Annotated in this window: 15 protein-coding genes; 11 read left to right on the forward strand and 4 right to left on the reverse strand. The window is 42.3% G+C overall.

What is annotated here, in order from left to right; all coding sequences use genetic code 11:
* The first annotated feature begins 132 nt into the window (after positions 1-132).
* The 6 genes from BST96_RS12625 (at position 133) to BST96_RS20460 (ending at position 4,000) form a co-directional block, all read left to right on the forward strand.
* Positions 133-729 (forward strand): YqiA/YcfP family alpha/beta fold hydrolase, encoded by a 597-nt coding sequence (locus BST96_RS12625; protein ID WP_085759054.1) that lies wholly within the window; start codon positions 133-135, stop codon positions 727-729.
* Positions 730-780: 51 nt separating this feature from the next.
* Complete coding sequence (locus tag BST96_RS12630) at positions 781-1,533, forward strand: GIY-YIG nuclease family protein (protein WP_085759055.1); 753 nt, start codon at positions 781-783, stop codon at positions 1,531-1,533.
* 44 nt (positions 1,534-1,577) lie between these two features.
* Complete coding sequence (locus tag BST96_RS12635; RefSeq protein WP_085759056.1) at positions 1,578-2,588, forward strand: HNH endonuclease domain-containing protein; 1,011 nt, start codon at positions 1,578-1,580, stop codon at positions 2,586-2,588.
* Between the two features lie 4 nt (positions 2,589-2,592).
* Entirely contained in the window at positions 2,593-3,177 is a 585-nt protein-coding gene (locus BST96_RS12640; RefSeq protein WP_085759057.1) for a class I SAM-dependent methyltransferase, read from the forward strand.
* A 97-nt stretch (positions 3,178-3,274) separates the two neighbouring features.
* Complete coding sequence (locus BST96_RS12645; protein ID WP_085759058.1) at positions 3,275-3,568, forward strand: hypothetical protein; 294 nt, start codon at positions 3,275-3,277, stop codon at positions 3,566-3,568.
* A 90-nt stretch (positions 3,569-3,658) separates the two neighbouring features.
* On the forward strand, positions 3,659-4,000 hold the full coding sequence (locus BST96_RS20460; protein WP_157117946.1) for a hypothetical protein: 342 nt from the start codon (positions 3,659-3,661) through the stop codon (positions 3,998-4,000).
* A 679-nt stretch (positions 4,001-4,679) separates the two neighbouring features.
* On the opposite strand, the gene BST96_RS12650 is transcribed toward BST96_RS20460, so the two are convergent.
* Positions 4,680-5,312, reverse strand: coding sequence for a 2OG-Fe(II) oxygenase (locus BST96_RS12650; RefSeq protein WP_085759059.1), 633 nt, complete (start codon positions 5,310-5,312; stop codon positions 4,680-4,682).
* Between the two features lie 592 nt (positions 5,313-5,904).
* On the opposite strand from BST96_RS12650, the gene BST96_RS12655 reads away from it, so the two are divergent.
* Both BST96_RS12655 and BST96_RS12660 read left to right on the forward strand, forming a co-directional pair.
* Entirely contained in the window at positions 5,905-7,095 is a 1,191-nt protein-coding gene (locus BST96_RS12655; RefSeq protein WP_085759060.1) for a hypothetical protein, read from the forward strand.
* Between the two features lie 46 nt (positions 7,096-7,141).
* Positions 7,142-8,365, forward strand: coding sequence for a hypothetical protein (locus BST96_RS12660; protein ID WP_157117947.1), 1,224 nt, complete (start codon positions 7,142-7,144; stop codon positions 8,363-8,365).
* Between the two features lie 304 nt (positions 8,366-8,669).
* Here BST96_RS12660 and BST96_RS12665 read toward each other — a convergent pair whose 3' ends face one another.
* The 3 genes from BST96_RS12665 to BST96_RS12675 are packed head-to-tail and all read right to left on the reverse strand — an operon-like array spanning position 8,670 to position 10,781.
* Positions 8,670-9,038 carry a hypothetical protein gene (locus BST96_RS12665; RefSeq protein WP_085759062.1) on the reverse strand — a complete coding sequence of 123 codons (369 nt, stop codon included), beginning with the start codon at positions 9,036-9,038 and terminating at the stop codon, positions 8,670-8,672.
* Positions 9,039-9,088: 50 nt separating this feature from the next.
* Entirely contained in the window at positions 9,089-9,535 is a 447-nt protein-coding gene (locus BST96_RS12670) for a TlpA family protein disulfide reductase (protein WP_085759063.1), read from the reverse strand.
* 4 nt (positions 9,536-9,539) lie between these two features.
* Positions 9,540-10,781 carry a YihY family inner membrane protein gene (locus BST96_RS12675; protein ID WP_169713984.1) on the reverse strand — a complete coding sequence of 414 codons (1,242 nt, stop codon included), beginning with the start codon at positions 10,779-10,781 and terminating at the stop codon, positions 9,540-9,542.
* 117 nt (positions 10,782-10,898) lie between these two features.
* Here BST96_RS12675 and arsC point away from each other — a divergent pair, with 117 nt between their 5' ends.
* The 3 genes from arsC to BST96_RS12690 are packed head-to-tail and all read left to right on the forward strand — an operon-like array spanning position 10,899 to position 12,270.
* Positions 10,899-11,249 (forward strand): arsenate reductase (glutaredoxin), encoded by a 351-nt coding sequence (arsC, locus tag BST96_RS12680; protein WP_085759065.1) that lies wholly within the window; start codon positions 10,899-10,901, stop codon positions 11,247-11,249.
* Positions 11,250-11,256: 7 nt separating this feature from the next.
* Positions 11,257-11,856: an NAD(P)H:quinone oxidoreductase gene (gene wrbA, locus BST96_RS12685; RefSeq protein ID WP_085759066.1), complete on the forward strand. Its 600-nt coding sequence runs from the start codon at positions 11,257-11,259 to the stop codon at positions 11,854-11,856.
* A 27-nt stretch (positions 11,857-11,883) separates the two neighbouring features.
* Positions 11,884-12,270, forward strand: a complete 387-nt coding sequence (locus BST96_RS12690; RefSeq protein ID WP_085759067.1) for a DUF2069 domain-containing protein — start codon at positions 11,884-11,886, stop codon at positions 12,268-12,270.
* Position 12,271: the final 1 nt, after the last annotated feature.

The raw sequence follows: 12,271 nt of genomic DNA on the forward strand, positions 1-12,271 counted from the left end.
CTTTAATAGGTTTGATAGGCATCAAGCGCAGAAAGTAAGTAGTTTATACAGGCTGATTACACTGTCGAGGCTCCCCGTTGGGGCCTTTTTAAATATCTGGTAAGTTTTCTCTTTATTGATAAATTGGTAGCGATGATGAAGCTTTTTTATTTGCATGGTTTTAATAGTGGGTCTAAGCCCAGAGCTGAAAGAATAAGGCTGCTACAAAATAAGGAGTTTGAGGTTGTTTGCCTTGACTATGACAGCTCCGCTATATTTCCTCTTTTGGTTGAGTACTTTGATAGGATGCTTCTTGAGTATAAGGGTAATGATATAGGGTTTGTTGGTACATCTCTTGGTGGGTTCTGGGCTAATTTCTTAGGTGATAGGTATGGGTGTGGATGGGTCTCTATAAATCCTTCCTTGGTGCCTTCTGCCTCTTTAAAAAAATATTTGGGAAAAGCTCTTACTAACTATGTAAGTGGTGAAAAGTGGGTTTTGGGTGAAGATGTTCCGGATTCATACTCCATTGCGTTTCAGTTAAATGTCGATGGGCTAGTTATTTTAGATAAAGGGGATGAGGTTATTGATTCTGTAGTTACTATAGAGAAATTGGATGGTACTGGCGTTGAAGTTATTAGTTATGAAGGTGGCGGGCATCAATTCGACCATTGGAAAGAGGCTGTTGAAGAAATAAGCTTTCATTTTAATTCTAGATTAATTGGTGTTGGTGGTGAGTTTAATGGGTGATGAAAAATTGGTATCTTTTAATGATAGAGATGCTTAGTCTAGGAGATCGTTTTGGAAAATTTTAGATACTATGTGTATGAGATAAGAACTCCGGATGGCGAGGTTTTCTATGTAGGTAAAGGAGAGGGTGGTCGAAAAGATGCGCACCTTAAAGAAGCTCTTAGCTCCGAAAAAAATAGTGATAAATTAACAAGATTAAGGGATATTATAAATCAGAATCAGGAACCTCTCGTAAGGGTGGTTGGTCGCTTTAAGACTGAGTCAGAAGCTTTTGCTGTGGAGTCAACCTTGATACATTGGGTGTATGGAATTGACAATCTGGCTAATGATCAGTCGGGTCATGGGTCAGATTACATTCGCCCTAAAGGGTTGTTGGATCATATAGACGGTATTGATACTGCCGAAAATGTGAATTTACAGGACTTGAAAAATCAAGTTACTCAGCGTGGAGGGAAGTTGGAGCTTGTTTTTGATGTGTTAACTAAGCGTGTGGCTGGTAGAGATGTTTCGATGATTCAGGCTGGAAAAAAAGATAAGTACATGTCTATAAAAATCTCTAGTGATGTGGCATTACGGGTGTATGTGACTTCAGGAAAAGATACCCGTCTTAATACTTGGTTTGGATTGGAGCCGGGAGGGGATAAAAAGAAGTTAAATGAATTTGCTAGCGCTATTAACTGTCGTGTTGATTCCAATGGTGTGTTCCGTCCTGATGCGTGGCTTAAAGTTAAGATTGGGCTTGATGATATAGATATGTTGGTAGAAAAAATATGTGAAGCTGATGATTTGTTTGTCAGTTCGTAACTCGTATATAACCTATCTTTTAGTCGTTTGGAATGTCGGTTTATATGGAATTCTACGAAATAACCCCAACATTAGAAAACTACTGGAGAGGTATTATTCTCTTTGGTAAGAACTCTGCTTCATATAAGTTTGCTCTAGGAAAATCCTTGATTGATCTTGCTGGTAGTCAAAATGACCTAATTAAGATCGAAGACTTGGCTGTTCCGTATTCAAAGTATCTTTGTGGGCATATTGAAATTGCTGACAAGCAGGGTAACAGTGATGGAGAGTTTCTGCGTACGTGCAGGAAGTATAATTTAAACGAAGTTTCCCATGAGGAATTGATTTCAAAGGCAATAAGGCTAGGCTTTGGTGATGTTCTAAAGGCTTTTCATAACGTGCCTTCTGGTGAGGTTCCAGTAAAATTCTTTATTGAAGAAGGGAGGGGGGTCAAAAAAGGAATTAGAATCACAGATAATTTTCTCAATCTCTTTGCAGATGTTGATCGTCATGATCTGTATGAAGAAACGGAGTCTCGCTGGAGGCTTGTTGAAACTGCTTGGGAGTTAAATGTTTCAAGAAATCTTATTGCTGTTAGTGCTAGTCGTGATGGAGATGAATTGTATGCTAATAATAGGGGTAGGCGTATTAATATAACAAGTAGTAGACCGGCTTTAAATGGTTATCAGAAAGGCAGTTGCTTTTATTGTTATGGTACGATTGAAATTACAGCTGGCAGTAAAGAGTTGGCTGATGTTGATCATTTTTTGCCTCATACTTTAATGGTTAATAATATAGTTGGTAATCTTGATGGGGTTTGGAATTTGGTTTTGGCCTGTCAGTGCTGTAATAGTAAGAAGTCTTCTAAATTGCCAGCTATAAAGTTTCTGGAGCGTATTCATAGAAGGAATGAATATCTGATTACTAGTCATCATCCTTTGAGAGAGACCTTGATACGTCAGACAGGGAATAATGAGCAGGCAAGAGTAGCGTATCTTCAGGATAGTTATAATAAGGCAAAAGAGGTTTTAATTCATACTTGGGAGCCTGATCCAAAAGGCCCTGAAACATTCTAAGAATATGACTGATACCAATAAATACTACGAAGATCATGCTGAGGAGTTTTATCAATCTACTGTTGAGGTTGATATGAGTCCTATCTATCAGAGGTTTCTACCATTGATACCTGAGGGTGGGGCTATTCTAGATGCTGGATGTGGTTCAGGTAGGGATTCTTTGTATTTCAAGACGAATGGTTATGAAGTGACTGCTATGGATGCTTCTGAGGCTCTCTGTAAGCTCTCTGGAGAGTTGTTAGTTCAAGATGTTCATTGTATGGGGTTTGAGGATATGGCTTGGGAGGATAGCTTTGATGGTGTCTGGGCATGTGCTTCATTGCTTCATGTAAGTAGAGATAACCTTCCTAGTATTATGAATAAGTTCTCAAGGTCTCTTAAAGCTGGTGGAGTCCTGTATGCTTCTTTTAAGTATGGTGATACTGAGAGAGAGCAGGGTGGAAGGGCTTTTACGGATATGAATGAAGAGTTGTTTGATCAGTTGCTAAAGTCTACTCCAAGTTTAGAGTTGATAGAGAGTTGGGTAACTGTTGATAGAAGAGTTGATAGAGATGAGAGTTGGTTGAATGTTGTTGTGGCCAATAGTTAGGATATATCTGATCTTATTTAAGAGGAGCTGTTTTGCATGGTCGAAATCTTCGGATTACTACCTAAATTTTATTGTGAGATAGTTTTAGGGGGGATAGGTGAAAAGCATCAGAGATACAATAATTTTTTTATCCTTGGTATATGTGTGCTTCAGCGATGTGGACTTAATGCTGTCAATAGTTCTTTTTGCTTTTGGGTCACTTGCGTTGAGGTATTATGGTTTCGTTCGCGTTTACCCTTTAGGTGACGATGAAGAGATAAACAAAGAAATTAAACTATTACTAAAGGATGAGTTGAAGGCCAATTACCACCTTTTTTTTCTGGGTTGTGCCTTTGCCGTTGTGATTGCGGCGATATATCTACTCATTCAAGACTTGGGGTTAATGGCTTAGTGTTGTAACCATTCTGCATCTTGGTTTCTCACCGCTTGGGCTTGTTAGTATGGTTGTATAAATTTATATAAATATAAAAGGTAGTTTTCTATGGTCAAAAAAGTCCTGATTTTAGTTGTTTTAATTTCAATACCATTAAGCGAAATTGCAGCTAAATCTTATACGCCAAGTCAGTTACGAAGTATGGTTAATTCAGGGGATTATCCAGATCAAGGTGGTGTGTCAACTGAAACTCAATCAATCTCATTTTCTGCGTGTGTTACAAAAGTCAAAGGTGTTCTGTCTTCGGTTTCTGGTCAATACCCATATAAAATTATTGTTAACACCAATGTTTTATATACATCTAAACTGTGGACAAATGATGCTGCAATGACTCTCTCATGTAGCTCTCTTGATAGAAAGTTAGTTATTACAACCGCAAAGTATAAATAGATAGGAATAGTTGCTGCTCCTGAAATCAAATTTAGACTCGTCCACATACTTTTTAACTGTTCTTCGGCCGCTAGGGAGGCCTTTGGCAAACCCTTACCCCTAAATAGGGTTTAAAGCCCTGTATAGGCCGATTTGAGGGTGTTTGAGGTCTTTGGGGTGGTTGGTAGAGGATTGTAAAAGGGCTGTAGGAGGCTTGTAAGGCTATTGTTATGGGGTTGTACCTGTCTTTGCTAGTTAGCTCAGTAATTTCCACTTTAACTGCTACATAAAGTGTTACATAATTTGCTACACAAACTCATTCTTGGTGTAGTAGAAGATGTTTTTTCGGCAACGTAAGATTTATCTATAAATTGGCTGTAGCCCTTATTCCGCGTGGTCTGGGTACATTCTCTAAAATACTTTGGTAGTACTTGCGTAGATGAATGACTGTCCAACGACAGAACCCGGCTTATCGGTTGGCTCAAAAAAATCAAACCCTGCGGTAACTTTTGTTATCGCAGGGTTTTTTATAACCAGCTATCACTCAGCTACATATTGGCTAACACATTGCATGTCAGGGAGGCTGACTGTGATGTTGTCGTTATGGGGTGGCCATTAAGAGAGTCATTGAGATAGTAGATCAGTGGGATCTCAGCTTTTCAGTGTATAACACTGGTACTTATCGCCAGCTCCCGAAAAACTAGAACTCCCCCTTTATCCATGCGACAAGGCTGTATCGGCGGCCTTTAGTGACCGGTGTCACCCGGTGCAAGATAAAGCTGGGGAACACAATAGCGGCTCCCATTTTCTGGGGTAAACTAATGCTATCACCATTAATATTAAACTCGAGATTGCCGCCCTCATACTCACTGGGGTCATTGAGAGGGATCGAAATGCTAATCTTACGCTGCAAAGCACCGCCGCCCCAATCCATGTGCCAGCGATAAAAACCTTGCACTGATTCATCATAAATGGCTAGTTGAATCCGCTGATCGATAGCGCTAATTTTAAACTGGTATTTCTTATTGCTGTTTTCTGCAATACCCAGCACCGTTTGGTAAATGTGTTCATGTTTATCGGGGGCAAGCCAGTGTACCTGGGAGCGCCGCACTTCATCGTTGTTTGTAAATTCTTCTTTCTTGGAAACGATACTTTGAATACTGTCTTGGTTTACTAAGCTCCGCAGTTCAGCCGTTTGTTGTGGGCTTAGAGCGTTATCTACAGACATGATAATAGATTCACCGGGTTGAAGGCCTTCTCTCTTTACCTTTGAGTCTTCAGTATGCGAGTTTACGTTACGCATTTGTTGCTGCATTCTCTCAAATGGGTCCATGCTAATCCTATTTATTTTTTAAATTATTGACTTGTAATATGTACTTGGATCAAAGCTAAGTCAATATATAACAGATATGTTTTATATAGACTGGTTGCAATGACTATGCATTCAATAATTCCAATAAAGTCTGCTCTGTCAGGGGGGCGCTATAATTTGTCGGCCAGGTTTAAATATACATGTGGCGGGTAAAATATTTGGTGGTTCACGTAGCAAGGGCGAATAGGCCCGTTATGGCGCTTGGCTGAGCTGTAAACGGTGAGGTTGCCGGTGACGCAAAGTGTAGATTAATAGCTGTGCAAGACAGAATCCGGCTAATCGGCGGTCTCACTCAGCAGTCATCATGGGCTTTGGAGCGATATGAGGTCCGTTTGTTACCATGGCTCTTTCCAGGGCTGTGCCCAATGTCTTCAGTTAGCAGAGCCTGTCAGCCACTATTGGGCATAAGAAGCTCAAGAGCTCTCAAGCTGTGTTTTACGGTATTAAACCCAATATGTTTGTTGGCTTAATTTATAGGCTCCTGTATTCTGTAGTGATACGTTGTTGTTTAGGCTTTAAATAATAAAAAACCGATAAATTGGTAATAATAGTCATGGCAAAAATCATCTCAGATAATCCGGTTGTCAAAAATATTATGGAAAGTATGGTCCTGCTGATAGAAGAGCAGGGCGGGTCAATCCACAAAAAAATTGAAATACGATGCCAAAATAATGAGCTTAGTCTCCATTCAAAACTCAGCTCAAAACTTAAAGATGATGTCATCTTTATTCCAGATAGTTGCCTGCCTTCTATTGATGATTTCGACTTTCAGTTAAAGGGCAGTGTCATTACATGCAAAGCTAAAACAGACAGCGTTGTACAGTCACAACAAAGAATCATGGAATTACTTGTTAGTTTGTATTCTGAAACCAATAAATTTTCCAATGTAGAAGCGTCTATACCAGCCCTTTTTTATAGAGATAATCCTGAAATAACAAAGAGTTTTAATTCATTTGGGCATAAACTGGAGGGTGTGGCTGAGATTGACGGTCAGGCTCTTATTAGTGCGTTTTTTGGTACAAGGGTTGTTAGTTACTATCCTTTTGGTGAGGACAGCTTCCGGCGCAATCTTCTTATGCCGCTCATTGATAGTGTCAATCATTATTCACGTTGTTTTTCTTTAAATACTCTCTCCACTGATTCTCAGCAGGGTTTGTCTTTGCCGCATCAAAAAATTGATGGTCAGGGTGATCAGCTGTTTTACCGTTACCTTAAAATGGATGCGATGCGATGCTTTCTTAATTATGGTTTTTTTGACCAGGCTGCGCTATTTGTAGCGTCAGTGCCCACTGAGATAACGATTAAAGAACATACTTTTATTATTGATAATGCGCAGGTTTTTAACACTAAGAAGGTTTATGGAGAGGCATTGTTAGAACAAATTCGCTTCTATCTGCCATCGGTAGAGCATAATGGCAATACTCTGGAACTTAGTTCTATTTACATTCCTGTTTCAGAGAATGCACCCGTTCTTCGCCTGGTATTGCAGATTTTGGCGCTGCAAGCGCTTGGTATCAGTGAGCCTAATGAAACTTCCCAGCAATATGTGAAAGAATTAGAAGATCATATTATCGAGGCTACGCTTGATTTTTATCAGAGCCTAATGGGATTGATGTCTGAAGATTTCCAGTCAGAAAATATTGCTATGGATAGTGCGCTGAAAAACACGATTGAGTTTAGTGTTAAGCTTGTTCAGCAATATAAATATAAAATGCGAAATTATCCTTATATTTTTAACCACTAAGACTTTGGTTGGTATGTGATGGTTTCAAGAAAAAAGAGGTAGTGCTGTGACCATGCCAGTAGAACTTGATGAATCGCCAGAGGGAGATTTGATATGTCAGTTTCCTAATGCAAAAAAATTAGGCGGTGACAAGGATGAGCTTTATGTGCTTGAGGGTTTTTTGGATGCTGATGAATGTGAGTTGTTGATCAAGAAAATCCGAGGGGGCCGAATTAAACAGCAGAAATCCAACGCAGAGTATCAAGCTGATAGTAACAATCTGGGTTTGGAGATAGTTCCGCTTAATCAGTCCGACAGTATAAGTAAAGTGGTGGATGATCGAATCAAAGAATATATGGGGGTCACGGTAAGTGAGCCTGTCAATATTGTTGGGCACTACCTTGCTCCAGAATTACATCAAAATGAAACCTTAAATGGCACTAATGATACCGCTGGTTGGTTTTACACCGTACACTTGAATAATGTTGAAGAGGGTGGGGCCACTAAATTTGTCACCGCTTCTACCGGGGAGATTGTCATTTCAGCCAAAGCTGGGCAGGCAGTTTTTTGGCGAGGAAGCAGTGATGATATTCAATACCAGGAACAGTCGGTAACCACGGGTGAGAAATTTATTATCTCAAAACAATGGCCTGGTTTTTCTGACAAATTTAAACCCCATCTGCATAAATATATCCCTGCATTTACGGAAATTGGGTTTGAAAAATTCCAGGTTCCATCAGAGATTTATCAAAAGATTAAGGCCTTCTACCAATCGAATAAACATTTAGAAATCGATGAAAAGTTGGGTAAACGCCTTACCTCTATTAAGAAGAACCACCCTAGTAGTTATCTGGAATTGCCTGATGTCCTGAGGCAGGAGATGATTGATACGCTGGCGCCTATGTTTGAACAATGGAGTGGGCAGAAGCTGCTAATAACGTCAATTTACGGCGTGCGCTCCTATAAAAAAGGGGCTAACTTGAGTATGCATGTCGATCGCTATCGAACACATATTATCAGTGCCATTATCAATGTGGATCAAGCTGTCACTAAAAAATGGCCGCTGCATGCCTATGATCATTTTGGTAGATTGCATCGCATTTATCTTAAACCAGGTGAAATGATTTTCTATGAATCAGCGAGAGTACCTCACGGTCGACCGACGCCACTTAATGGTAAAAACTTTGCCAACTTGTTTATTCATGCTCAGCCAGTGGGTTGGCAACTCTATGAGAAAGCCTTGACAAAGTTGATATTAAATAAGACAGCGGTAGAGCAGGTGGTATTTTAAACTGTTGACTGAAGTATGTATAAATAGGCCCCTGATGGCCCACTGAATACTCTTTTTATAACAGCACCTAGCAGTAATGTCTGGCATGGCCCCCGTTTGTAACAAGGTAAATAAGCCCGTATAGCGGTGTACTTGCACTGTGGGGTGGGGGGTTAATAAAGCATTAGAGCGGCGTAATGCTTAGAGAAATAACGGTTCAAGGCTGCGTTCGACGTATAGATATAGAGTGGCTTATTTTTATGATTAATTATTCCTGAGAATGCTCCTTAACGCCAATACCTATCGTTTACTATAGGCTGCTATGTCACAGTGTGCTGTCTGGGATTTCACCAAAAAAACCAATAACACAGGTCACTTTCTCCAGTTCATTGGTTTCTGTTACATCGAAACCGGATATGATTAACTGCCCTTCTTGATGAATAGCCCAGTGATAACGGTGGAAATTATGCTGAGAATCTACACCGCTGGTTCTGGAGTAAACAGCACCGGGTAATCTGGATTGAACGTCATGTACATTCTTTTCAAATCCGTCAATGCCAGAAACATCGATTGAAGGGTCAACAAAGCGGATGGCTGTACCCAGTGCTTTTTCAAGATGGCTACGCACTTTAGTCGAGTCAGGTTCATTCCATGCAGCCAGCATATGATCGAGTGCTTCAGGATAATTTGCCATGGTTTACGTCTCCTAAGGTATCAGTTGAGTCCTGCCACCGGTTGGTGTTATCAATTCAAAGCGTCCAATAATGTCTGCTCAGTCTGGGGGCCTTTTAGTGAGCGATGCAGTTTTCCCTCTGGGTTAAAAATTAACGTTGTGGGTAAAACATTGGGGCGCTGATACTGCAAGCTAATTGCGGGGTCGGTGGTCAGGACCGGGAAGTTGATGCCCAGTTTATCAATACCCTGTTGCAGTTTCTCCCCTTGGTTGTTGTCATAATCAACGCCGAATAAAACCACGGTGTCGCTATTGCTCTCGGCAAAGTGATTAAGCTCCGGGATCTCTTCAATACAGGGTTTACACCACACCGCCCAGTAGTTGATGATCATCCACTTACCCTGATAGTCGCTGAAGTTACCACTATTGCCGCGGTGGTCTTGAAAGTCACTTTTTCCGCAGCCGCTTAATGCGACAAGAATACAGAGTAGAGAGAGGGTGGTTATATTTTTTAGCATGGTTTTAAGCGTGTTCTGTGTTATCAGTAAATAATTCGGCGAGAGGTGTATTGAGTGTGGCCTGATTGCTTTGCCGGGCGATCTCGATTTGGTCAACGCAGCGCTTAAACCATAACGGCTGTGGCTCATCGCTACCAGAGCGGGTTTCCGGGGCTTTGCCCATTAATTGAATCAAATCCCATAGCGTAAAACCATTGAGGTCGCGACCTAAAATATAATGCCCGGCATTGGCGGTGCGCAATAGGCCGCCTTTAAACAGTTTGTCCCGTAACGGTGTCCAGCGGTCGGCGGAGATGCTGTGGCGATCAAATAACCAGGGCTTTTGTAATAGATATTGTTCGCTAACGGTTTTGCCTTGTTGGTGACGTTGCCAGAGTAATTCGATAATACTTAAGGTCATAACCATATCGCTATAGTTATCGTCATCTAATGAATTAAAGCCACTAATCGCATGGACTAAAACAGCTCCCGCCAACACAATTAGCCATGACAGATAAATCCATAATAAAAATAACGGCACCGCGGCAAAAGTGCCGTAGATGGTTTGGTAGCTGGTATTGGAGACAATGCCGGTAAATAGTTGCTTGGCCAATTCAAAAACCAGTGCGGTAATTAAACCGCCAATCAGGGCGTGTTTGATCGGGACTCGACAATTGGGTACCGCAGCAAAGATTAAAGTAAACGCCGCTGAGGTCAGCAGGTAGGGCATCAACCGCAATAACTGTGGACCAATACCTATCACATCGACCTGGTCAAACATTACCGATAGAGAAACCAGGTAAGTGCTGATACCCAGGGCCAAACCAATAAAAATCGGACCAAGGCTTAAAATGGCCCAATACAGTAAAAAGCTGGAGAGGCCGCTGCGGTTTTCCCGGGTTTTCCAAATGGCGTTAAAGGCCTTTTCAATATTCTTGAGCATCAGGATGGCGGTTATCCCAAGAAAGGCAATCCCCACGCCGGTCAGCTTTCTGGCCTGCTGGGAAAACTCCGTCAGGTAGTTTTCGACTTCCTGACCGGTGGCGGGTACAAAGTTATCAAAAATCAGCTCTTGAATTTGTATCCCCACTTCCTGAAAGGCTGGTACGGCGGAGAGAATGGCGTACATCACGGTCAGCAGTGGCACCAGGGCAAACAGGCTCATATAGGTCAGTGCAGCGGCACTGTGGCTACAGCCATCAGCCACATAGCGTTTCTGCACATAGCGGCCTAATTTTAAACAATCCTGTAATGAGGGTATTGTCACGATTAGCTTCTCTTTTTATTGATTAGCGGTATCTGGCTGAGCTCTTGTATCAAGGCGCTCTCGTGTATAATGCTTCGCAGTATACACAGTCATTTACCGCAGGACGATATTCGCACTATGAGCTCAGTCACTATCTACCATAACCCACGCTGTTCCAAATCTCGCCAGACCTTGCAATTATTAGAAGATAACGGCCTAAGCCCCGAGATTGTCCTTTATCTGGATACCCCTCCCAGTACCGATGACATTAATGGTCTGCTGAAGAAGTTAGCTATTTCCCCCCGTGAATTACTCCGTAAGGGTGAAGATGCCTACAAAGAGAATAACCTGAAAGATACCAGCCTAAGCGACGCAGAGCTGGTTGCCGCCATGGCCGCTCACCCCAAGCTGATAGAGCGCCCGATTGTGGTCAAAGGCTCTAAAGCCGTATTGGGCCGCCCACCTGAAAACGTTTTAGCGTTGGTATAAACCGCCTATGTCATCTCCCTATATTCTGGTTCTTTACTATAGCCGCCATGGCGCTGTGGCCGAGATGGCGCAACAGGTGGCCCGAGGTATTGAGCAGTGCAGTGGTATCGAGGCGCGCATTCGCACGGTACCTGCTGTATCTAATGAATGCGAAGCGGTGGCAGAGGATATTCCCGAACAGGGCCCTCTCTATTGCAATGCTGACGATTTACAGCACTGTGCCGGTCTGGTGATGGGGAGCCCGACTCGTTTTGGCAATATGGCGGCGCCCTTAAAATACTTTATCGACGGTACTTCCAGCCTTTGGTTAAGTGGCGCCATGATTGATAAACCCGCAGCGGTCTTTACCTCTTCATCCAGTTTGCATGGCGGGCAGGAATCGACACTGCTAACCATGATGTTGCCATTGTTGCATCACGGTATGTTAATGGCCGGGTTACCTTATAGTGAGCCCGCACTGATGAATACCCAAACCGGCGGCACACCCTATGGCGCAAGTCATCTGGCCGGCCAGCAAAGCGATCGAGCCCTGGATTCGGATGAGTTGGCCCTCTGCCAGGCTCTGGGTAAGCGGGTCGCCACCATTGCCTTATCGCTACAGTCATAAGCCCCTTTAACAAGAGTTCTATTATTCATGCCTAAGGATTATAAAACGCTGGCAAAACGCAGTTGGCAAATAACACAAGTGAGCTATTGGCTGCTGGTCTTCGTATTAGTCTTAAATACGGTGGTGTTACCCAGTTGCAATCGTGACAGTAATGCAGTCATTCTTGGGGTTCAGCTGTTTCTGTTGCTGGTTTTTTTACCGGGGATGCTGAAACAAAATATACGTTCCTATATTTGGCTAACACTGGTGTTACTGGGATTTTTTATGGCGGCGGTATCCACCGCGTTTGCTTGCACTTCCGTATTTACCGTGGCCGAAGTTTTGTTAATTGTTAGCTTATTTACGGCTGCGATGCTTTATATCCGCTGGCGTTCCCGCGAGCTTAAACAGGCCGTTACAGAATTGGAGAAGTAAC

The organism is Oceanicoccus sagamiensis, assembly GCF_002117105.1.
Taxonomy (GTDB): Bacteria; Pseudomonadota; Gammaproteobacteria; order Pseudomonadales; family Dasaniaceae; genus Oceanicoccus; species Oceanicoccus sagamiensis.

What these genes read in the sequence shown, in the direction of transcription:
- BST96_RS12625 (WP_085759054.1), top strand. Translation starts at nt 133, where the DNA reads ATGATGAAGCTTTTTTATTTGCATGGTTTTAATAGTGGGTCTAAGCCC.
- BST96_RS12635 (WP_085759056.1), top strand. Translation starts at nt 1,578, where the DNA reads ATGGAATTCTACGAAATAACCCCAACATTAGAAAACTACTGGAGAGGT.
- BST96_RS12640 (WP_085759057.1), top strand. Translation starts at nt 2,593, where the DNA reads ATGACTGATACCAATAAATACTACGAAGATCATGCTGAGGAGTTTTAT.
- BST96_RS20460 (WP_157117946.1), top strand. Translation starts at nt 3,659, where the DNA reads ATGGTCAAAAAAGTCCTGATTTTAGTTGTTTTAATTTCAATACCATTA.
- BST96_RS12650 (WP_085759059.1), bottom strand. Translation starts at nt 5,312, where the DNA reads ATGGACCCATTTGAGAGAATGCAGCAACAAATGCGTAACGTAAACTCG.
- BST96_RS12655 (WP_085759060.1), top strand. Translation starts at nt 5,905, where the DNA reads ATGGCAAAAATCATCTCAGATAATCCGGTTGTCAAAAATATTATGGAA.
- BST96_RS12665 (WP_085759062.1), bottom strand. Translation starts at nt 9,038, where the DNA reads ATGGCAAATTATCCTGAAGCACTCGATCATATGCTGGCTGCATGGAAT.
- BST96_RS12670 (WP_085759063.1), bottom strand. Translation starts at nt 9,535, where the DNA reads ATGCTAAAAAATATAACCACCCTCTCTCTACTCTGTATTCTTGTCGCA.
- arsC (WP_085759065.1), top strand. Translation starts at nt 10,899, where the DNA reads ATGAGCTCAGTCACTATCTACCATAACCCACGCTGTTCCAAATCTCGC.
- wrbA (WP_085759066.1), top strand. Translation starts at nt 11,257, where the DNA reads ATGTCATCTCCCTATATTCTGGTTCTTTACTATAGCCGCCATGGCGCT.
- BST96_RS12690 (WP_085759067.1), top strand. Translation starts at nt 11,884, where the DNA reads ATGCCTAAGGATTATAAAACGCTGGCAAAACGCAGTTGGCAAATAACA.